Consider the following 19,168-nt stretch of genomic DNA (forward strand, 5'->3'; position numbering starts at 1 on the left):
TCTATATGGTTTTCTTTCTATGTATATTGCGGATCGTCTTTTTCTTTCCCCTCTTTCCGGCCTTTCTCTCCCCCTGGCCGGCCGGAGCGTACTGCTTTATGCGTCTGCCCGCGCCCTCTTCCTTATCCTTTGGTCTTCTTGGACGGATCAGACATTTCTTATCAAATCCCACCAGATCCATCCGCCCCGCTTTTTTCAGAGCCTCCAGAACCAGATCATAGTTCCGCGGATCCCGGAACTGGATAAGGGCCCGCTGCATGGCCTTCTCATGCGGATTTTTCGGCACGTAGACCGGCCCCATGTCCCTCGGATCCACACCTGTGTAGTACATGCAGGTGGAGATGGTGGAGGGGGTGGGATAGAAATCCTGGACCTGCTCCGGCATAACTCCCAGATCCCGCAGGTACTCGGAAAGAGCGATGGCCTCCTTCAGGGTGGAGCCCGGGTGGGAGGACATCAGATAGGGAACCAGGTACTGCTTTTTCCCGATCTGTCGGTTGATGCTTTCGTATTTCTTTACAAAGGACTGGTACACGCTGTTCTTTGGCTTCCCCATCCTATCAAGGACCGGGTCCGCAATATGCTCCGGGGCCACCTTGAGCTGTCCGCTCACATGGTACTGGCACAGCTCCCGGAGGAAGGTGTCGTCCCTGTCGGCCATCACATAGTCGAACCGGATGCCGGAGCGGATAAACACCTTCTTCACACCGGGCACCTCTCTCAGTTTCCGTAATAATTTTACGTAGTCCTTATGGCTCACCTCCAGGTTTTTGCAGGGTTCTGGAAAGAGACACTGCTTTTTGCTGCATACGCCCTTTGTGAGCTGCTTTTTGCAGGAGGGCTGCCGGAAATTGGCAGTGGGCCCGCCCACGTCGTGAATGTACCCTTTGAAATCCGGATCCTCCGTCATCCCCTTTGCCTCTGTCAGAAGGGATTTATGGCTTCTCGTCTGGAGGATGCGGCCCTGGTGAAAGGTCAGGGCGCAGAAGCTGCAGCCCCCGAAGCATCCCCTGTTGCTGACCAGGGAGAACTTTACCTCCTGGATGGCCGGGATACCGCCCGCCTCATCGTAGGCGGGGTGCCAGGTGCGCATGTAGGGATAGCTGTACACCTGATCCATCTCCTCCTGAGTCAGGGGCTTTGCAGGCGGGTTTTGGACCACAAAGCAGTGGTCCGAGTAGGGCTCCACCAGCCTCCTGCCGGAGAAGGGATCCGTGTTGCAGTACTGGGTGTAGAAGCTTCTGGCATAATTCAGCCGGTCCTCCTTCAGCGCCTCGTAGGACGGAAGAATCACCGGGTCGTAGACACTGGAAAGATCCCGCACCTTGCAGACAGTCCCGTCAATATAGGTGATATCCCGGATGGAAAGCCCTGCGTCCAGCGCCTCCGCCACAGCGGCGATGGACCGCTCTCCCATCCCGTAGGAGATGAGGTCCGCTCCGGAGTCCAGAAGGATGGATCGCTTCAGCGTGTCGGACCAGTAGTCGTAGTGGGCCAGACGGCGCAGGCTGGCCTCAATGCCCCCCGCGATAATGGGGGTATGCTTGTACACCTGACGGATCAGATTGCAGTATACAACCACGGCGTAATCAGGACGCTTTCCCATGACACCGCCAGGTGAAAAGGCGTCCGTGCGGCGCCTCTTTTTTGCCACTGTGTAGTGGTTGACCATGGAGTCCATGTTCCCCGCTGACACGAGAAAGGCGAGCCTTGGCTCCCCGAACTCCATGATGCTTTCCCGCCTGCGCCAGTCCGGCTGGGGCAGGATACACACTTTATATCCAAGGGACTCTAAAAGTCTGGTGATGATGGCATGGCCAAAGGAGGGGTGATCCACATAGGCATCGCCGGACACATAGACGAAATCCGGCTGGCTCCATCCTCTGTCCTCCATCTCTTTTCTGGAAATCGGTAAAAATCCCTGCTTCATTCTTCTTTCAACCTCTTGATCTCTTCCTCGGTGAGGGGCCGGTACTCTCCCGGTTTCAGGCTTTCATCCAGCCTAAGTGGCCCCATGGACTCCCGCTTCAGGTAGACTACCTCCATGCCCTGCGCGTGGAACATCCTCTTGACCTGGTGGAACTTGCCCTCCCGTATGGTGAGGCGCACACGGGACAGGTCCCGCCCCGCCTCCAGGATTTCCAGATCGGCGGGCATAGTGACAAGAGGCTCCTCCCTGGTCCCGATGTCCACTCCCTCCCGGAAGGCTTTCTTTGTCTGCTCTGTCGCGCGGCCGTCCACCTCCGCGTAGTAGGTCTTATCCACATGGCGTCTGGGGGACAGGAGGCGGTGGGACAGCTCCCCGTCGTTTGTGATGAGGAGAAGCCCCTCCGTATCCCTGTCAAGGCGTCCTACAGGGAAGAGATCCTTTCTCTTCTTATCCTGTATCAGGTCCAGGACAGTCCTGTCCCTTTTGTCCTCCGTGGCGGAGACGACACCGCCCGGCTTGTTGAGCATATAATACTCCATTTTTGCATAGGTGACCTCTATTCCGTCCAGGCAGACCTGGTCTCCTTCGCTCACCTTGCGCTCCGGGGAGCGGACCGTCTCGCCGTTGACGGTGACAGCCCCTCTGCGGATCTGTTTTTTTACCTCCTGGCGGGTGCCCTCACCCATGTCAGCCAGGTATTTATCTAATCTTATCATAGGGACTGCCATCTCCAGCCTGGCAGATATTTGTTCTTGAGTGTTCCTCCGGACAGCTTTCCCCATCCAAGCGGATAGCCGTCCACGCAGAAGAGATGCCAGCCCTTCTGCGCTGTGGAGGTCTGGTCTTCCACATCCAGGGTCTCCCCCTTCAGGTAGCGGATCACCCGCTCGTCGCTGCAGGGGAGGCTGATAACCTGGTCAAACTCCTCCGCCCGGAGCGCCATGGCCAGAGCCTGGCTGGGCTCGAAGCGGTTCTTCTTGAGTTCGCCCAGGAGAAGGCCTGTCCGCAGGAAGCGAAGTCCCCGGATATCGGAAAGCCCTTCTGGCATATAATAAACCCTTTCGCCGTGAATATCCAGTCTGTCCGGACTTAAATCTATCTTAAGTTTCTCTAAAAACTTTTCCAGCTCCTCCGGCAGCCTTCTGCTCCTCCGTCTGGGTGGCTCCTTCCCTTCACTGCCTTTTTTCGGAGCCTGCTCCCCCTTCTGGAGGAGGGCCAGGAAATGCCCTTCCCCGTGCATCCTGTGGGGGAAGATGCGAACCGTGTCAGCCAGAGAGGGATCCGCCCCTTTTGCCAGCTCCGGTCTTCCGGGGGCAAAGCCCTGGTAGGGCTCTATGGGGCAGACGTGAAATTCCGGCCTCTCTCTTAAGAGGTGGGCAATGACCTCCTCGTTCTCCGACGGGTCAAAGGTGCAGGTGGAATAGAGCATCATGCCCCCCTCCCGCAGCATGGAGGCTGCCTGCAGGATGATATTCTTCTGTATCTTTGAGAAAAAGGCGGGGCCGTGCTCCTCCCACGCCTTTACCATCTTTTTGTCCTTGCGGAACATCCCCTCCCCGGAGCAGGGGGCGTCAATAAGGATCTTGTCAAAGAATTCTGGAAAAAATTCCGCCAGGCGTCCCGGCTCCTCGCTGGACACAAGGACGTTTCCGATGCCGAAGAGCTCAATGTTCTTTAGGAGCCCCTTGGCCCGGGAGCTGCTGATGTCGTTGGCCGCCAGAAGGCCCCTTCCCCGGAGCTTGGCCCCCAGCTCCGTAGCCTTGCCGCCCGGGGCTGCGCACAGGTCCAGTACTCTGTCCCCTGGCTCCACCGGGAGACGGCTGGCAGGGGTCATGGCGCTTGGCTCCTGGAGGTAGTAGAGGCCGGCGAAATAGTAGGGATGGCGTGCCGGAGACACCTCCTCCCCGTTGTAGTAAAAGCCGTTTTCGATCCAGGGCACCTGCCGGATCTCAAAGGGGCAGATCCGCCGGAAATCCTCTACGGATATTTTCTTTGTGTTGACCCGGAGCCCGTAATACCGGGGTTCGTCGTAGCAGGCTATATAGGATGGGAATTCATCGCCCAGAAGGCGCTGCATTTTCTCTTCAAACTCAGATGGGAGATTCATGTTTTTCCTCCGTTTTTTGTCTCGTAGTCATCTGATAAAGTATAACACAGATGGGCGGATTACACCAGCTAAGAATATTGGTATTTCAGCCTGCTGCTCTCCAGGGACCGCAGCAGATAGTAGGGGTTGACGCTGATCTCCTCCCCCGTCCCCCAGGAGTAGATGCCCAGGTGGAGGTGCACGTCGAACTCCCCCTTCGTCCCCTCGGGGCCATACCCGGAGTCCCCCATAAAGCCCAGGAGCTGTCCCGCCTTCACGGTATCCCCCTCCTTGATGCCCGCATAGGAGTCCAGGTGGGCATAGTAGTAGTAGACACCGTGAGGCGAGGTGATGCCGATCCGCCACCCGCCCAGCTCCAGCCAGCCAAGATTGGTGACAGTCCCATCAGATATACTGACAATGGGATAGAGCCCCCGCTCGTTTCTGGCAGCCATGATGTCTGTCCCCTCATGACTGCTCTTCTCCTTGTAATTTCGTTCGTACATCCAGGAATTCACATAGGATACAGAAAGGGAGGGATCCAGGGAGGACGCGGGCACAGGAAAATACACGCTGTCCTCCTCCACCTGCCGCAGGAAGGTGCGGCACTCCTCTGAGAGCAGCTTCCTGTCCTTTTGCATTTGAGGGGAAAAGAAATCCTGCCTGTAGGATGGCGAGGAGATCCTCCTGCCGGCCAGGGTGTTCTGCCGTCCTGTCTCCAGCAGGCACCGGGCGCCCAGAGTGCAGAAAAAAGAAAATAGTAATACAAGAAGGAGCAGCCGTTCGGCTCTTATTTGTCTCAACGCAAAACTCCTTTTTGTATTACTATATGACTGGCCGTATGTATTTTAGTAGCTGCCTATCTGCATTTTGCCAGGACTGCCTTCAGGTAGTCGTAGCATCTTTTTGTGGACGCGATGTCCAGTCTCTCCCGGACGGAGTGAACGTCCGGAATGTCCGGCCCGAAGGAAACGCAGTCAAGGTCCGGGCGTTTGCCGAGGAAGAGACCGCACTCCAGTCCGGCGTGGATGGTGATGACCTTGGGATCCTCCCCGTACATCTGCCTGTAGGTATCTACCATGATCTCACGCAGAGGCGAGTGCTCCTTGTACATCCACCCCGGGTAATCGCTGTCCGCCGTGAAGTCGCCGCCGCACAGAGCCGCCAGAGTCCGAAGCCTGTCCGCCAGCGCTTCTTTCTTGCTGTCCACGGAGCTGCGCACGAGGGCGTGAATGGTGAGGATATCCCCCTTCATGGAGGCCACGCCTGGGTTGAGGGAGGTCTCTACAAGTCCCTCCAGTCCCCGGCTGTAGGCCTGGGGGCCGTTGGGCATAAGATAGAGATAGTCGATGATCTGAGTGGTCCGCTCCGGCGAGGCGGCGGAGAGCTCCTGCCCTTGGGCTCCCTCCACAGTCACCTTCAGCCCCGGCTCATCCCCCATAAATTCCACGTCCCAGGTCTCCTTCATGGCCTGCGCTTCTTTTTCAAGCTTCTCCAGGCCGCCCTCAGCTACCAGAAGGGTGGCGGTACAGTCCATGGCAATGACGTTCTCCTTGCTGCCGCCCTCCAGGCTTACAAGGCGCAGGCCGGCGTCTCTGTTCAGCCTGTGGAGGAGCTGTCCCATCAGCTTCAGGGCGTTGCCCTTTTGCATGTGGATCTCCGCCCCGGAGTGCCCTCCCTTCAGCCCGGAAATCCGCAGCTTTACAGCCAGGCCTTTATCCGGCTGTGGATCAAGGGAAAAGGAGGTGCGGCAGGTGATGCCGCCGGCGCATCCGCAGGTCAGATAGCCCTCCTCCTCCGAGTCGATATTGATCAGCTTTGTGCCCTTCAAGAGGGTCAGGTCCGCGGCCATAGCCCCTCCCATGCCGGTCTCCTCGTCTGTCGTAAAGAGAGCCTCCAGGGGCGGGTGGGGAATATCCTTGCTGTCCAGGAGAGCCAGAGCCATGGCGATGGCAATTCCGTCATCGCCTCCCAGGGTAGTGTTCCTGGCTTTTACAAAGCCCTCCTCCGTATACAGATCCAGCCCGTCCTTTGTAAAGTCGTGGTCTGAGTCCTCGGTCTTGTCGCAGACCATGTCCAGGTGGCCCTGGATGATCACCGGGTTGCTTCCTTCATAGCCCTCTGTCCCGCTTTTCCGGATGATCACATTGTTCGCCTCGTCCTGGAGCACCTCCAGTCCACGCTCCTTTGCGAAGCGGACGCAGTAGTCGCTGATCCGCTTTGTGTCAAATGTGCCGTGAGGGATGCTGCACAGCTCCTCAAAAAAATGAAAGACTGCCTTTGGTTCCAGGTTGTCAAGTACTGCCATTGTCTTATCTCCTTTATGTGTGATTTGAATGTAAATTCGTCTTTCTCTATTGTGTCACGGAATACATAAAAAAGCAAGCCGCGCCATAAAATAAACCAGATCCTTCCGGAAAAGCCGAGGTGCCTGTCCATGAAACGCCGTCTCTTCACGCTGGCCGTCATAGTATTTTTCTTTATTATGCTCCTCTTTCCGGGCCCTGTGTTCAGGGGGGCAAGCCAGGGGATCCTGCTTTGGTTTCAGACTGTCCTTCCCACTCTTCTCCCCTTTATGATCGCCGCCAACCTGATGGTTCGGACCAATGCAGTCCACTGTATCTCCCGGCTGGCAGGAGGGCTTCTGGGCAGGGCGCTGAAGGTGTCGGACTGCGGGGCCTTTGCGGTTATAGCCGGTTTCCTGTGCGGCTACCCTATGGGCGCCAAAGTGACGGCGGATCTTCTGCGGGAGGGGAAAATCTGCCGGGAGGAGGCTGCCTATCTTCTGTCCTTTTGCAACAACACAAGCCCTATGTTCATCGTCAGCTATGTGGTCATGCAGAACATCGGTAAGCAGGCTCTGTTTGTCCCTTCGGTGGCCATCCTCCTTCTCTCCCCTCTCCTGTGCAGCCGCGTCTTTTACAGGATATTCCGGGGGAGATGGGCGCCGGGCCTGGACCGGCGGGGAAAATTCAAAAGCCCTCCCGGCGCCAGGAGCGCGCCCTTCTCCTTCGACGTGCTGGACGCCTGTATTATGGACAGCTTTGACTCCATCACAAGGGTGGGAGGGTACATTATGCTTTTTTCCGTCTTCACGGAGCTGGCTTTCCTGCTCCCGGGGGCCGGAGGTTCCCTGTCAGTGTGCCTCTTTTCTTTTCTGGAGATCACGGCGGGCGTTCCCATGCTGGCTGCTCTCCAGGTATCCTTCCCTCTGCGGTGGGTACTGGTCATGGCCCTCACCTCCTTCGGAGGCTTCTGCGCGTCCGCCCAGACCTACAGCATGATCCAGGGGACAGGACTGAGAATTTCCGCCTATCTGACAGAAAAGCTGGCCACCGCAGGGGTGACCAGCTGTATGTGCGCTGTCTTTCTCTATGTATCCGAAAGGGGGCTGCTGTAGGCTTTGACTACTCCAGCTCTATATCGTCCTCTTCGTAGTCCTCCTCCGGCTCCTCGGGAGTGCCGTACTCAGCCTCCAGCCCTCTTGAGGACTGATCCGGGATCTCCAGCTCAGAGCGGTTGTTGCGGACCATGTCGTAGCACTCCTGGAGGGAGTTGACAAGTCCGTCGTATTTGGTAGTGTAGCTGTCCAGCGTGTGGCCGATGATACTCTCCGCGTTTGCCAGCAGATCGTCTGTGTACTGCATGGCGCCGATGCGGATGTCGTTGGCATCGTTTGTGGCATTGTCCAGTATCTGCTGAGCCTGCTCTGTGGCGGCGGTGACGATCTCATTTGCCTGGGCGTAGGCCTGCTGCATGATCTCGTGCTCGCTGACCAGCTCGGATGTCTGAATCTGGGCCTCCTGGAGCATGCTGTCAGCCTTTGCCTGGGCGTCGGCCAGGATGGCATCTTTATTTGCAATGATCTTCTGATAGCGCTTGATCTCGTCCGGAGTCTTCATGCGGAGTTCGCGGAGAAGCTCGTCTATCTGATCCTTGTTTACAATGATCTTAGTGGTGGACAGAGGCTGAAATTTGCAACTGTCGATGTACTCCTCGATCTCTTCGATAATCTGTTCAATACGGCTGCTCATAATTTACACTCTCCTTTTTTATCCATTTTTTCCTGCATCCGCTCTATCACGATATGAGGCACAAACTGTGAGATGTCTCCCCCGAAAGCGGCCACTTCCTTCACTGTGCTGGAGCTCAGGTAAGAATACTCCAGGCTGGTGGTCAGGAAGATCGTCTCCAGCTCCGGCTCCAGCTTGTGGTTGGTCTGGGCCATCTGGAGCTCGTACTCGAAATCGGTAATGGCACGAAGTCCCCTTACTACCATCTGCGCTTCCATTTTTCTCACAAATTCTACCAGCAGTCCCTCAAATGGAATGACTTTTACATTTGGAATATTTTCCACTGTTTTCTCTAGTATTTTAACACGTTCTTCTACGGAAAACAACGGACTTTTTGCGTTATTTACCAATACTCCGACGATTAATTCGTCCACCAGTTTCGCGGATCTGGTTATGATGTCCAGATGGCCGAATGTGACCGGGTCAAAGCTGCCCGGATAAACCGCTCTTAACATATCTCTTTCCTCCCTGACGGCTCTATGAACACGTGCTTGTTTGTCTTGTACACTTTCTCCTTTATGATTTGAAATCCCAGGTCATCCAGATAGTCGAAGGAAGTCTCCCTGGAGGCCTCCACGATGATCACCCCCTGGTGGGCCAGAAGGTCGGACTCTGACAGGTAGGTGAGAACCTGCTTTTCCAGCTCCCTGTTGTAGGGTGGATCCATGAAAATATAGTCAAACTGCTTCTCCCCCTCCAGGCGGTAGAGGGCCGTCATTACGTCAGAGGAGATGGTGAGGGCCCTGCGCTCCAGGCGGGTGTGCTTCAGATTGTCCTTGATGCAGGCCATGGCCTTTGGGTTCTTCTCCACGAATACAGCCTCCATGGCGCCCCGGCTTAGGGCTTCGATGCCGATCCCGCCGCTGCCGGCAAAGAGATCCAGAAAAATACAGTCATAGAGGTAGGGGGCCAGCATATTAAAGAGAGTCTCCTTTATGCGGTCCGTTGTGGGACGGGTGTCAAGCCCGTCCAGGGTTTTCAGCTGCAGGCTCCGCGCGGTCCCGGCGATCACACGCATGAAATCACATCCTTTTACTTCATTTCAGACGTAATACTTTTAAAAAGTATTACGTCTGAAATTATACTAACTGGTGCATAATTGTGTCAACAGGAATAAACAAAAAGCACCCGACAGATATTATTTCAATCTGCCGGACGCTTTTCGGTTTCATATTTCAGAATTTTCGCAGGTATTGATACACTTTTTTTCAGATACCGTTTTGAGCTGGATTTTCAGCCTATTTTCCGGCCATCTGTCTCTCCTGCTGCTCGATCATCTTCTTTACCATATATCCGCCGACAGAGCCGTTCTGTCTGGAAGTCAGGTCGCCGTTGTAGCCGTCTGTGAGCGGTACGCCAAGCTCGCTTGCCACCTCGTATTTGAATTTGTCCAGTGCGCCCTTTGCCTCAGGCACTGCTGCTTTGTTAGATGAACGATTAGTCATTTTTATACTCCTCCTTTTTTGTAACATTTTGTTTTGTTGTTACACCGATAGTATATGGAGGATTTACAATATTACACTAGTATTTCCTGCATGCTTTTCCATTTTTTTCAACCATTCGGAGCCGGCGGCCTCCGGGGAAGAGACGGCCTCGTTCGCCATCTGAAGGAGCCGTGCGTCCTGGAACACATCCCCTAGCTTAAAGTTCATCAGGCCGCTCTGGCGGATGCCGAACAGATCCCCAGGTCCCCGCAGCTTCAGGTCCTCAGCCGCTATCTTGAAGCCGTCGTTGCTTTTGTTTAAAATGTCCAGCCGCTTCTTCGTCTCCTCGTCGTGGGAGCCGGTCATGAAAATGCAGTAGGACTGGTATTTTCCACGGCCCACACGTCCCCGCAGCTGATGGAGCTGGGCCAGTCCGAAGCGCTCCGCGTTCTCCACCATCATGACCGTGGCGTTGGGCACGTTGATACCCACCTCGATGACTGTGGTGGAGACGAGGACCTGGATCTGGCCGCTGCCAAACCGCTCCATGATCTCATCCTTCTGGGCCTGTTTCATCTTCCCGTGGAGGTAGTCCACGGTGATGCCCTCTCCCAGCTCCTCCTGCAGCATGGCGGCGTAGTCCGTCACATTTTCCACCTCCAGGTGCTCGCTCTCCTCCACCATGGGGCAGATAATGTAGCACTGGCGCCCTTCTTCCACCTGCTTTTCTATAAAGCGGTAAGCGGTCTTCCGGTAGCCTGTGTCCACCACGCAGTTCTTGATGGGCAGCCGGTCAGAGGGCAGCTCGTCGATGACGGAGATGTCCAGATCCCCGTACAGAATGATGGCCAGCGTCCGCGGAATGGGGGTGGCGCTCATGACAAGGATGTGGGGCATCTGTCCCTTCTGTGCCAGCATCTCCCGCTGCTTTACCCCGAATCTGTGTTGCTCGTCCGTGACCACCAGGGCCAGATTTTTGTAGCCCGCCTTTTGCTGGATGAGGGCGTGGGTGCCGATGATGATCTGTGCTGTCCCGTCCTCCATCCGCTGGTAGGCCTCCCGCTTTTCCCTGGCGGTCATGGATCCGGTGAGGAGCTCAGTCCGGATGGGGATGTTGTATTCCCTGAGAAGAGAAGTGATGGACTCATAGTGCTGTTTGGCCAGCACCTCAGTAGGCGCCATGAGCGCTCCCTGAAATCCATTCAGTGCCGCTGTCATGAGAGCCAGCAGGGCGATGACCGTCTTCCCGGAGCCCACGTCTCCCTGGACAAGCCGGGACATGGAGTAATCCCTCTGCATATCTGCCAGGATCTCTCCCCAGACCCGCCTCTGGGCCCCGGTGAGCTCATAGGGCAGCTTCCGGATAAAATCATCCACCTGGGGCCTGGGCTCGATGTGAAAATCATTGCGGGCCCGGTCCGTCTCCTCCTTCAAAAGCCGCAGGGAGCAGATAAACTGGGCGAATTCCTCGAACACGAGCCTGTTCCTGGCATGGTAGTACACGTCCTTGTCTTCGGGAAAATGAATTCCTCTCAGCGCATAGTTATACTCTGCAAGCTGGTACCTGAGCCGCAGGGACTCGGGCAGCAGCTCCCGCTCCAGGGGAAGACTGTCCAGCGCCTGGCGGACTGCCTTCATGACCGCATTGTTGGACAGGCCGCTTGTCAGCGGATAGACCGGCTGCATGGTATTCAGCTTCTCCTCATACTTTGAGGAAGGATAAAAGATCTCCGGGTGCTCCATGACAAGGCCGCTCTTTTTCCTGGACACAAGTCCCCGCAGAGTGATGACTCCACCCTTTCCCAGCGTATTCCGAAGAAAAGGCATGCGGAACCAGACCACCTTCAGAGTTCCACTGATATCTTTTACATGGAGCGTGGTCACCTGCATGGAGCGGTTCCCGGACACCTGAACCCTGCCGAAGATGGCCCCGGTGACAGTCTGCACCTTTCCCTCCACAATCTCGCTGACAGGCACCGCCTCCTCGTACACGTCGTATCCTCTGGGATAGTACTGGATCAGGTCTCCCACCGTGTGGATGCCCAGCTTTATAAAAAGTTTTTCTGTCTTGTCTCCGATCCCCTTCAGCTCATGGACCGGTGTCAGTTTGTTCATACCTCATTCACCTGCTCTTGGTTTTGTCTCCGGACAAAGAAATAACAGGCAAAATCATGCCTGCTATCTCTCTTTTGTTCTCTCTTTATTCTACAGCCAGCACGTAGTAGTAGATAGGCTGTCCGCCGTAGTGTGCGTCCACATCCACATCCGGGTATTTCTCCTCGATCTCAGCCACAAACCTCTGGGCGTCCTCCTCCTTCACTTCCTCGCCGTAATACAGGCTGATAAGCTCAGAGTCCTCGTCCACAAGCTGCTCCAGCATGTCCCTGGTAGTCTCCTCAATCTGAGTGCCCACCGCGATGATGCCGGCGTCGCCGATGCCCATGATATCTCCCTCGTGGATCTCCTTGTCATCGATCTTTGTGTCCCGGACAGCGTAGGTCACCTGCCCGGACTTCACATGGCTGATGGCATCCAGCATGGCCTCCTCGTTGGCCTTGCTGTCCGCCTCTGGCATAAAGCTGATGATGGCTGTGATGCCCTGGGGAACCGTCTTGGTGGGGATGACGATGATCTCCTTGGCCTTCACAAGGGCCTTGGCCTGGTTGGCTGCCAGAACGATGTTCTTGTTGTTGGGAAGGATGAAAATGGTGTCTGCGTTCACATGATCCACAGCGTTGAGCATATCCTCGGTGCTGGGGTTCATGGTCTGGCCGCCCTCGATGATATAGTCGGCTCCCAGCTCCCGGAAAATCTCGTTCAGGCCCTCGCCGATGGAGACTGTGATAAATCCCATGGGCTTCCGCGGCTCTGCCGCGGCGGCCTTCTCCTCCTCTTCCTTCTGCTGCTTTGCCAGCTTCTCAGCATCGCGAATCAGCTTTTCCTGATGCTCCTCGCGCATATTGTCAATCTTGATGCGGGAGAGCTGTCCGTAGGTGAGGGCTTTCTGGATGGCAAGTCCGGGATCATTGGTGTGAACATGTACCTTCACCACGTCCTCGTCAGCCACACAGACGATAGAGTCGCCGATGGACTCCAGATAGGCCTTGAACTCGTGCTCATCCGCATCTGTAAATTCTTTTTCCGTCATGATAATAAATTCCGTACAGTAGCCAAACCGGATGTCCGCCGCAGACTCGGCGGCAACCTTCTGCTGCCCGGCTGCTGTCGCGCCGCCTCCCTCGGATGTGAGGGCGCTGTAGTCGACCTCCTTGCCCAGGAAAGCGTCGTAGGCTCCCTTCAGGACCTCCATAAGACCCTGCCCGCCGGAGTCCACCACACCAGCCTCCTTCAGCACAGGAAGCATGTCCGGTGTCTTTGCCAGAACCGCATCCCCCTCCTCGATGAGGGCGGGGATAAACACCTCCAGGTCATCGGTAGTCTCCGCCAGCTCCTTCGCTTTGTCCGCAATGCCCCTGGCGACAGTGAGGATGGTCCCTTCTTTGGGCTTCATGACCGCCTTGTAGGCCGTGTCCTTGGCCCGCTCACAAGCGGCTGCCAGATTTTGTACATTGATCTCCTGTTCGTCCCGGAGAGCCTTTGTAAACCCTCTCAAAAGCTGGGATAAGATCACGCCGGAGTTCCCCCTTGCCCCTCGCAGGGAGCCGGATGAGATGGCCTTTGCCAGAGACTTCATGTCCATGTCGGCAAGCGCTGTCACTTCCTTTGCCGCCGACATAATGGTCAGCGACATGTTCGTACCCGTGTCGCCGTCCGGCACGGGAAATACGTTGAGTTCGTTGATATATTCCTTCTTCGCCTCAATATTCTGCGCCCCGGCGAGAAACATCCTGGCGAGCATATCCACACTTATAGAATTTGTAGCCACTTAAAAGTCCTCCTTAACTAATCGATGACTCTGACGCCTTCGATGTAGATATTGATTTTATCCACCGGCATACCGGAAAATTCTTCCACCCTGTACTTTACATTGCTGATCAGGTTGTCCGTGACAGCAGAAATGCTCACGCCGTAGGACACGATCACATGGAAATCGATGGTGATCCGGTTGTCATCCGATATGGTAACCTGGATGCCGTGGGTGAGGCTGTCCTTTTTCAGCAGCCTGACAAGACCGTCCTTCATATTGACAGCCGCCATGCCGACGATGCCGAAGCACTCAACGGCAACAGTACCCGCATATTTCGCGATCACTTCAGGATTTACTGTTATGATACCAAGATCTGTGCTCATGCTTCCCTTCATATAATTCCCTCCAATGTTCTATTTTCATACTTTCTTAAAAGTCTGCTTAACAAAAATATTATACTCTGTTTTCCATTGTTTTACAACAAAAAAAGACTAACTTCCCACGTCTGTATGGGGAAATTAGCCCTCTTTCTTACTCGCTGATTAAGCACGCTCTACTTTGCCGGATTTTAAGCAAGAAGTACATACATACATTCTCTTTGCTCCGCTCTCTGTTTTTACACGCACAGATTTTACGTTTGATTTCCACATTTTCGGTGTCTTTCTATGAGAGTGGCTGACACTGTTTCCAAAGTGAGCACCCTTTTCGCAAATAGCACATTTCGCCATGACTGCACCTCCTAACGCTCATAATAAGTCCGTTCTCCAGACTCGCAACAATGATATTCTATCAGAAGAATTTTCAAAATGCAAGCATTTCTTTTTGATTTTCCAAAATATTTCTCATTTATCGTCCCTGCAGCAGAAAAACAGCTCATATGCCGCCAGCAGACACAGGATAATGCACAGTACTTCCACAAACATATTGGGAAGCCAGATACTGATCAGAACCCCGACAGCAATCCAGAACAAGGCAAAGCCAGCCACCCGTTTCATAAGGGCACCGCCCCTTCCGCAAGGCCTCTTCCTTCTATGCTTATTCGCTCCCGCCGCCGTTCAGAACCCGGACAGTTACTTTTTCTCCTCTTCCGCCTCGTCCAGGATATCGTTCAGATCGTCCTCTGACATCTTGCCGTTTCCCTTTGCGGTAAAGCGATCCAGCACGTCGGGCACCATGTCCAGGAGCTTGGTGATGGTATCCTGGTTCTTGATATTCACCAGTCTCGTGGTGCCGTTCTGGATGACAAGGACAGCGCTTGGAGTCATCCTGCCGCCCAGGCCTCCCGCCCCCTTCTCCTTCTTCTCACCGCTCTTGTCCCCGTTAAAGGCGCCGGCCCCCACGGCGAAGGATACATCCACAAGGGGAAGGATGATGGTGTCATTGATATGGATGGCGTCCCCCACTACTGTCCTGGAAGAGATGACCGCATCCATTCCGTGAAACAGCGCCTCCACAGTCCCTTTGAAATTATTGTCAGCCATATTCGTTAACCTCCTGTATTTTTACGCTTTCGCCCGCAACAATCCCCGTATATCCCGGTAGGTCTCTCTCACCGCTCTGCGCCGCAGCACCTGAAAAGCCGCAAAGACAAGGCTTGCCACATATAGCCGTCCCCGCAGCACGGCTTTTCCCCGAAAGATCCGCTCCTCAAAATCCGGCTCCACCCGGACGTCTCCCGGGAGAAAGGGGTAGAGCACGGCAATTCCTGCCAGCAGCTGTCCCGTGTGGTAAGGGTCTTCAAAGCCGAAACGCGCGGACAGGCTGAACTGTCTGGGCAGGACGCTCCCGAGAAGGCGGATACATTCCTTTTTCACGACATCAAATGCTTTTTTATGGGTCTCGTTGCTTAAAAACGCTGCAATCTGTTCTTTTTTTTCAGTAATCAGATTTATTTTATCACAGATCTTCTTAAAAGTACATTTTATCTTTTTAATGATCTGCTGAAGGCGCCGGCATATTTTTTCAGCTGTCCGGCGGAGCTTACTGTGCCCCTTGTCAGCCTGGGCGCCCTCTTTTTCATCATGCGCAGCGTCTTTTTCAATCCGGGCGCCTCTCTCCAGCCCTTTTTCCCCATGCGCCTCATGTCCTTCTTCATGCGCTTTCTCAGCCTGCGCAGCTGCCTTTGCAGGCGCCGGAACTGCCTCTGGCGCTTCTTCAGCTTTCTCAGCTCCCTGCTGATCCTTTTCACGTTCTTCTTCATGCTTTTCCTCCTTCTGCCGGTCCCTGCTCTCATCCTTTACCGGCCTTTCCTCTTCCGGTTTTTCCTTTTTCGCCTTTTCCTCTTCCGCCGCTTCCGGCTCAGACTCCCGGCCCTTGGCCCGCGCTCCGCCCAGCTTCTTCCAGGCGATCCGGCCCTTTACAGAGGCATTTCCGTCCCGGAGCACAAACCGCAGCTCAACCAGGCCGAGCAGCCAGCTGATCCGCCCCTGGGCCCGCAGGTCTCTCTGCCCGCCGTCCCACTTTGCGGCGCCCTGGTAACAGAAGGGCACAAAGAGGACGATAAGGAGCGCTAATATGAGTATGCCCAGTATAGCTGCCAATATGATGCCTGCAATTTTTAAGATCAATAATAAAATGTGAAGCATATTACTCTTCCTGTTCCCTGTGGTGTATGTATCCGCACAGATCTGTTCCCATGAGGGCGTCAAAGGTCTCCTGGGCGATCCTGCGCACCAGCTCCAGAGCGTCATCGTAGTCTCCGGCTATACCCGCGATGAGCAGCCCCTGGGATGGGTAGCCCTTCTGCAGAAGCTCCGCAGAGGAGAGGATCTCCAGCCTCTCCTGCCCGTAATCGCACAGGGCGATGAGATACACCGGCACCTGAAGCTTCCCGCGGCGCAGCCGGTGCATCACTTTTCTCTTCTTTTTTTCCATCCCTTCTGACAGATACAGATACCTTGCGAATTTCATGGTAAACAAGCCCTCTTCCTACTGATTATAATAATAGCTGTCCAGGATCTCTTTTGCAACATCTACCGCCCTTGTGCCTCCGTCGGACTGCTCCACGATCACACAGATAGCGAGCTCGGGGTTGTCTACGTCTGAAAATCCCACGAACCAGGAGTGGTTTTTGGAGGAGTCCCCGTCCGCGTACTCGGCGGTTCCGGTCTTGCCGGCCACGCTGTAGCCTGAGCCGGAGAATACGGAGCCCGTACCGTAATCTGTCACATCCTGCATGTACTCCTTCAGCTGGGCCGCCTCCTGGGAGGTCATGAGAGACCCGTAGCTGTCAGGAGACGCCTCTCTGACAATGGAGCCTGTATAGTTGGTCACCTGCTCCACCAGGTAGGGGCGCATCAGATTGCCCCCGTTTGCGATGGCAGAGGTGATGAGGACCATATGGTAGGGGCTGACCTGGGTCTCCCCCTGTCCCATGGCTGTCATCATCCGGTCTGAGGCAGAGGCGCCGCTCTTCAGGGAAAAGCTGCTCTTGACCGGGGAGATATCGTTTCCCGGAAGGCTCTTGTTGAAGAGCAGATCCCTGGCTGTGCCCCGGTAGCTGGAAATATCCAGCGACAGGCCGATGTTGCAGAAGGATGAGTTGCAGGAGTAGGCGAAGGAGTCCGCCAGACTGACGGTCCCGTGGACCTGTCCTCCCGCGCAGGGAATGGTTACTCCATCGTAGGTAATGGAGCCGTTGCAGGTGTAGGAGTAGCTGTCGTAGTCCGCGTGCTCCCGCATGTACTCCAGAGCGGTCACGATCTTGAAGGTGGAGCCAGGCGCGTACTGTCCCTGGATGGCCCGGTTTAAAAGACGGCTGTCCGGATCGCTGTTCAGGGCGTCCCAGTTCTGCTCCACTGTGTTGGGGTCAAAGTCCGGCTTGGAGAGCATGGTCAGGATCTTCCCGGTTGTTGGCTCCAGGATCACCACAGCCCCCTTGTTGTCGCCAAGGGCATTGTAGGCTGCCTGCTGGAGGCTTGTATCCAGGGTAGTCACCACCGTGTCTCCCATATTTTTCTCATCCTGGAACTCATTGCGCAGCTTCTCCAGGAAAAAAGCGTTGGATGTTAGGAGCTCAAAGTTTTCCGTGGACTCCAGCCCGGATTTCCCCTGGGTATCGTAGCCAACCACATGGGCGTAGAGGCTGCCGTAGGGATAGCTGCGGTATTCGCTGCCGTCTTCTGCTGTCTGAGTGGAGGCCAGCACATTTCCGTCCTTGTCCAGGATGCTGCCCCGCACCACCCGGTCCGCCATGGAGTCCAGCCTGGGATTGTAGGGACTGTTTATGATATCCTTGCTCTCCACAATATTGAAGTAGCCGATGTAGACCATCAGCACAAGGAAGAGAGCCACAAAGGCATAGGTCACCCTAGCGAACTCTTTGTTTGCTTCCCGCTTTTTCTTTTTTTCTTTCTTTTCCCGCTGTTTTAACTCTTTTTTGCCCTGACGGCTCATGGAGGCTTTTTCCTGCTGCTTCTTTTGGCGCTCTGCCTCTCTTCTGAGCTCGTAGCTTCTGTTCTTTTTTTCTTCTTTCAATGCTTTCTTCCTCGTCCTCTCTTAAGATGTAAAGTCCCTGGATGATCGCAAACATGATCAGCGTGCTGAGCATGGAGCTCCCCCCGTAGCTGACAAGGGGCAAAGTCACGCCGGTGGACGGAATGAATTTGATCACACCGCCTACATTCAGAAACACCTGAAAGATGTAACAGGTTCCCAGTCCCAGCGCCACCAGCTTGTAGAACTGGTTGTGGAGCTGCATGGCAATGTTCAGGAACATGATGTAGCAGCTCACAAATATAAGGATGAGACAGAGGGCAAAGACAAGTCCAAGCTCCTCTGCGATGGCTGAGAAAATAAAATCCGAGTCCCGCACAGGGATGCTCTCCGGAGAGCCCTGACAAAGCCCCATGCCGAACCAGCTCCCGGTACCGATGGCAAACAGCGACTGGGCCACCTGGTAGCCTCCGTTGTCGTAGGTGCCAAAGGGGTCTCTCCACACATTGACGCGGGTCCGCACATGAGCGAACAGGTAATACCCGGCCACCGAGGCACAGGCCCCCGCTCCGATCCCGGCCAGCATGTAGAGGGGCTGCCTGGTGGCCACATATAGCATGACCAGATACACCACAAAGATGATGAGGGCCGCTCCCAGGTCCGTGGAGATGACAAGGATCAGCACATGGAGGGCCGCGATCATGGTGGTGATCACCACATTCTTAAACCGGGTGGACTCCTTCAGGCTGGCAGCCACATAGAATACGAAAATAATTTTCACCAGCTCCGATGGCTGGATGCTGATGCCGCCGATGGAAAAGCCAAGCTTGGCGCCGTAGGACACCTGTCCCAGCACCGCCACGACCGCGAGGGACGCCATACCGGCGATGGCGTACAGCTTCCGAAGCTTCGCCAGGCCCTTCACCTTCCGGATAATGACAGGCACCACAAGGCTCAGGGCAATGCCCGCAGCCGCAAAGACAAACTGCCGCATGGCGGTGCCGTAGTCCAGCCGTGTCAGCATCACGAGGCCGACACACAGGAGCATACACATATTGTTGACCACAAGCCGCGACACTCTCGGATAGATCTTCGTGTACAGAAGGATCGTCAGCCCAAAGAGCACCACCTGGGCAAGGTACAGCCCCGCTATCCGTATGTCATCCATCTCCAGATACAGCACAAGGAAGGCGATCAGATGGAAGAGGAACATAAGGACATTCTGTCTGCGCAGCATGGCCTGCTTCCTCTGCATATCGTGATAGCCGAATATCGTGAAGCACAGGTATGTGTACATGATGATCAGTATGATGATGAGATATTTCGAAAGCTCTACTATAATATTTACCAAAG

General features: G+C 55.1%; 20 protein-coding genes. 1 reads left to right on the forward strand and 19 read right to left on the reverse strand.

All coding sequences use genetic code 11. The annotated features are described in order from the left end of the window. Nucleotide 1: 1 nt before the first annotated feature. The 5 genes from FGQ86_RS05330 to FGQ86_RS05350 form a co-directional block, all read right to left on the reverse strand. Entirely contained in the window at nucleotides 2–1,930 is a 1,929-nt protein-coding gene (locus tag FGQ86_RS05330) for a YgiQ family radical SAM protein (RefSeq protein WP_138303152.1), read from the reverse strand. Continuing rightward, on the reverse strand, nucleotides 1,927–2,646 hold the full coding sequence (locus FGQ86_RS05335; protein ID WP_033125237.1) for a pseudouridine synthase: 720 nt from the start codon (nucleotides 2,644–2,646) through the stop codon (nucleotides 1,927–1,929). The genes FGQ86_RS05330 and FGQ86_RS05335 overlap by 4 nt, the downstream gene beginning before the upstream one ends. Further along, nucleotides 2,643–4,037, reverse strand: coding sequence for an RsmB/NOP family class I SAM-dependent RNA methyltransferase (locus FGQ86_RS05340; protein WP_033125236.1), 1,395 nt, complete (start codon nucleotides 4,035–4,037; stop codon nucleotides 2,643–2,645). Before FGQ86_RS05340 ends, FGQ86_RS05335 begins: the two co-directional genes overlap by 4 nt. A gap of 68 nt (nucleotides 4,038–4,105) precedes the next feature. After that, the gene (locus tag FGQ86_RS05345; RefSeq protein WP_033125235.1) at nucleotides 4,106–4,819 is read right to left on the reverse strand and encodes a M23 family metallopeptidase; all 714 of its coding nucleotides are present in this window, start codon (nucleotides 4,817–4,819) and stop codon (nucleotides 4,106–4,108) included. Between the two features lie 56 nt (nucleotides 4,820–4,875). Next, a complete protein-coding gene (locus FGQ86_RS05350) occupies nucleotides 4,876–6,324 on the reverse strand; it encodes an aminoacyl-histidine dipeptidase (protein WP_138303153.1) in 1,449 nt (482 codons plus the stop codon). A gap of 129 nt (nucleotides 6,325–6,453) precedes the next feature. On the opposite strand from FGQ86_RS05350, the gene FGQ86_RS05355 reads away from it, so the two are divergent. Then, complete coding sequence (locus tag FGQ86_RS05355; protein WP_138303154.1) at nucleotides 6,454–7,416, forward strand: transporter; 963 nt, start codon at nucleotides 6,454–6,456, stop codon at nucleotides 7,414–7,416. A gap of 7 nt (nucleotides 7,417–7,423) precedes the next feature. Here FGQ86_RS05355 and FGQ86_RS05360 read toward each other — a convergent pair whose 3' ends face one another. From FGQ86_RS05360 to FGQ86_RS05420, 14 genes are all read right to left on the reverse strand, one after another. Further along, complete coding sequence (locus tag FGQ86_RS05360) at nucleotides 7,424–8,050, reverse strand: ATPase (protein ID WP_033125232.1); 627 nt, start codon at nucleotides 8,048–8,050, stop codon at nucleotides 7,424–7,426. Continuing rightward, on the reverse strand, nucleotides 8,047–8,544 hold the full coding sequence (gene coaD / locus FGQ86_RS05365) for a pantetheine-phosphate adenylyltransferase (RefSeq protein ID WP_033125231.1): 498 nt from the start codon (nucleotides 8,542–8,544) through the stop codon (nucleotides 8,047–8,049). The genes FGQ86_RS05360 and coaD overlap by 4 nt, the downstream gene beginning before the upstream one ends. Then, nucleotides 8,538–9,107: a 16S rRNA (guanine(966)-N(2))-methyltransferase RsmD gene (gene rsmD / locus FGQ86_RS05370; RefSeq protein WP_033125230.1), complete on the reverse strand. Its 570-nt coding sequence runs from the start codon at nucleotides 9,105–9,107 to the stop codon at nucleotides 8,538–8,540. Before rsmD ends, coaD begins: the two co-directional genes overlap by 7 nt. 220 nt (nucleotides 9,108–9,327) lie before the next feature. Continuing rightward, nucleotides 9,328–9,534 (reverse strand): alpha/beta-type small acid-soluble spore protein, encoded by a 207-nt coding sequence (locus FGQ86_RS05375; RefSeq protein WP_033125229.1) that lies wholly within the window; start codon nucleotides 9,532–9,534, stop codon nucleotides 9,328–9,330. A gap of 63 nt (nucleotides 9,535–9,597) precedes the next feature. After that, on the reverse strand, nucleotides 9,598–11,628 hold the full coding sequence (recG, locus tag FGQ86_RS05380; protein ID WP_138303155.1) for an ATP-dependent DNA helicase RecG: 2,031 nt from the start codon (nucleotides 11,626–11,628) through the stop codon (nucleotides 9,598–9,600). An 85-nt stretch (nucleotides 11,629–11,713) separates the two neighbouring features. Further along, nucleotides 11,714–13,372 (reverse strand): DAK2 domain-containing protein, encoded by a 1,659-nt coding sequence (locus tag FGQ86_RS05385; protein WP_207742260.1) that lies wholly within the window; start codon nucleotides 13,370–13,372, stop codon nucleotides 11,714–11,716. 44 nt (nucleotides 13,373–13,416) lie between these two features. Beyond that, the gene (locus FGQ86_RS05390) at nucleotides 13,417–13,776 is read right to left on the reverse strand and encodes an Asp23/Gls24 family envelope stress response protein (RefSeq protein WP_033125226.1); all 360 of its coding nucleotides are present in this window, start codon (nucleotides 13,774–13,776) and stop codon (nucleotides 13,417–13,419) included. A gap of 147 nt (nucleotides 13,777–13,923) precedes the next feature. After that, on the reverse strand, nucleotides 13,924–14,109 hold the full coding sequence (gene rpmB, locus FGQ86_RS05395; protein WP_076777440.1) for a 50S ribosomal protein L28: 186 nt from the start codon (nucleotides 14,107–14,109) through the stop codon (nucleotides 13,924–13,926). Nucleotides 14,110–14,223: 114 nt separating this feature from the next. Further along, complete coding sequence (locus FGQ86_RS16200) at nucleotides 14,224–14,376, reverse strand: hypothetical protein (protein WP_171031513.1); 153 nt, start codon at nucleotides 14,374–14,376, stop codon at nucleotides 14,224–14,226. A gap of 75 nt (nucleotides 14,377–14,451) precedes the next feature. Next, on the reverse strand, nucleotides 14,452–14,862 hold the full coding sequence (locus tag FGQ86_RS05400; protein WP_138303157.1) for a GerW family sporulation protein: 411 nt from the start codon (nucleotides 14,860–14,862) through the stop codon (nucleotides 14,452–14,454). A gap of 21 nt (nucleotides 14,863–14,883) precedes the next feature. Next, a complete protein-coding gene (locus FGQ86_RS05405; protein ID WP_171031514.1) occupies nucleotides 14,884–15,966 on the reverse strand; it encodes a DUF2953 domain-containing protein in 1,083 nt (360 codons plus the stop codon). A 1-nt stretch (nucleotide 15,967) separates the two neighbouring features. Further along, entirely contained in the window at nucleotides 15,968–16,291 is a 324-nt protein-coding gene (locus FGQ86_RS05410; RefSeq protein WP_138303159.1) for a hypothetical protein, read from the reverse strand. A gap of 18 nt (nucleotides 16,292–16,309) precedes the next feature. Then, nucleotides 16,310–17,776 carry a penicillin-binding transpeptidase domain-containing protein gene (locus tag FGQ86_RS05415; protein ID WP_347562483.1) on the reverse strand — a complete coding sequence of 489 codons (1,467 nt, stop codon included), beginning with the start codon at nucleotides 17,774–17,776 and terminating at the stop codon, nucleotides 16,310–16,312. Next, complete coding sequence (locus FGQ86_RS05420; RefSeq protein ID WP_033125222.1) at nucleotides 17,691–19,166, reverse strand: FtsW/RodA/SpoVE family cell cycle protein; 1,476 nt, start codon at nucleotides 19,164–19,166, stop codon at nucleotides 17,691–17,693. Before FGQ86_RS05420 ends, FGQ86_RS05415 begins: the two co-directional genes overlap by 86 nt. Nucleotides 19,167–19,168 lie beyond the last annotated feature (2 nt).

It is taken from the genome of Clostridium sp. BSD2780061688st1 H5, from assembly GCF_005845155.1.
Classification (GTDB): domain Bacteria; phylum Bacillota; class Clostridia; order Lachnospirales; family Lachnospiraceae; genus Claveliimonas; species Claveliimonas intestinigallinarum.

Excerpts from the sequence above, each read along its gene's own strand:
- FGQ86_RS05405 (WP_171031514.1), bottom strand. The coding sequence starts at position 15,966 with ATGCTTCACATTTTATTATTGATCTTAAAAATTGCAGGCATCATATTG.
- FGQ86_RS05415 (WP_347562483.1), bottom strand. The coding sequence starts at position 17,776 with ATGAGCCGTCAGGGCAAAAAAGAGTTAAAACAGCGGGAAAAGAAAGAA.
- FGQ86_RS05385 (WP_207742260.1), bottom strand. The coding sequence starts at position 13,372 with ATGCTCGCCAGGATGTTTCTCGCCGGGGCGCAGAATATTGAGGCGAAG.
- FGQ86_RS05335 (WP_033125237.1), bottom strand. The coding sequence starts at position 2,646 with ATGATAAGATTAGATAAATACCTGGCTGACATGGGTGAGGGCACCCGC.
- recG (WP_138303155.1), bottom strand. The coding sequence starts at position 11,628 with ATGAACAAACTGACACCGGTCCATGAGCTGAAGGGGATCGGAGACAAG.
- FGQ86_RS05375 (WP_033125229.1), bottom strand. The coding sequence starts at position 9,534 with ATGACTAATCGTTCATCTAACAAAGCAGCAGTGCCTGAGGCAAAGGGC.
- FGQ86_RS05360 (WP_033125232.1), bottom strand. The coding sequence starts at position 8,050 with ATGAGCAGCCGTATTGAACAGATTATCGAAGAGATCGAGGAGTACATC.
- FGQ86_RS16200 (WP_171031513.1), bottom strand. The coding sequence starts at position 14,376 with ATGAAACGGGTGGCTGGCTTTGCCTTGTTCTGGATTGCTGTCGGGGTT.
- rpmB (WP_076777440.1), bottom strand. The coding sequence starts at position 14,109 with ATGGCGAAATGTGCTATTTGCGAAAAGGGTGCTCACTTTGGAAACAGT.
- FGQ86_RS05355 (WP_138303154.1), top strand. The coding sequence starts at position 6,454 with ATGAAACGCCGTCTCTTCACGCTGGCCGTCATAGTATTTTTCTTTATT.
- FGQ86_RS05400 (WP_138303157.1), bottom strand. The coding sequence starts at position 14,862 with ATGGCTGACAATAATTTCAAAGGGACTGTGGAGGCGCTGTTTCACGGA.
- FGQ86_RS05330 (WP_138303152.1), bottom strand. The coding sequence starts at position 1,930 with ATGAAGCAGGGATTTTTACCGATTTCCAGAAAAGAGATGGAGGACAGA.
- FGQ86_RS05350 (WP_138303153.1), bottom strand. The coding sequence starts at position 6,324 with ATGGCAGTACTTGACAACCTGGAACCAAAGGCAGTCTTTCATTTTTTT.
- FGQ86_RS05340 (WP_033125236.1), bottom strand. The coding sequence starts at position 4,037 with ATGAATCTCCCATCTGAGTTTGAAGAGAAAATGCAGCGCCTTCTGGGC.
- coaD (WP_033125231.1), bottom strand. The coding sequence starts at position 8,544 with ATGTTAAGAGCGGTTTATCCGGGCAGCTTTGACCCGGTCACATTCGGC.
- FGQ86_RS05390 (WP_033125226.1), bottom strand. The coding sequence starts at position 13,776 with ATGAAGGGAAGCATGAGCACAGATCTTGGTATCATAACAGTAAATCCT.
- FGQ86_RS05410 (WP_138303159.1), bottom strand. The coding sequence starts at position 16,291 with ATGAAATTCGCAAGGTATCTGTATCTGTCAGAAGGGATGGAAAAAAAG.
- rsmD (WP_033125230.1), bottom strand. The coding sequence starts at position 9,107 with ATGCGTGTGATCGCCGGGACCGCGCGGAGCCTGCAGCTGAAAACCCTG.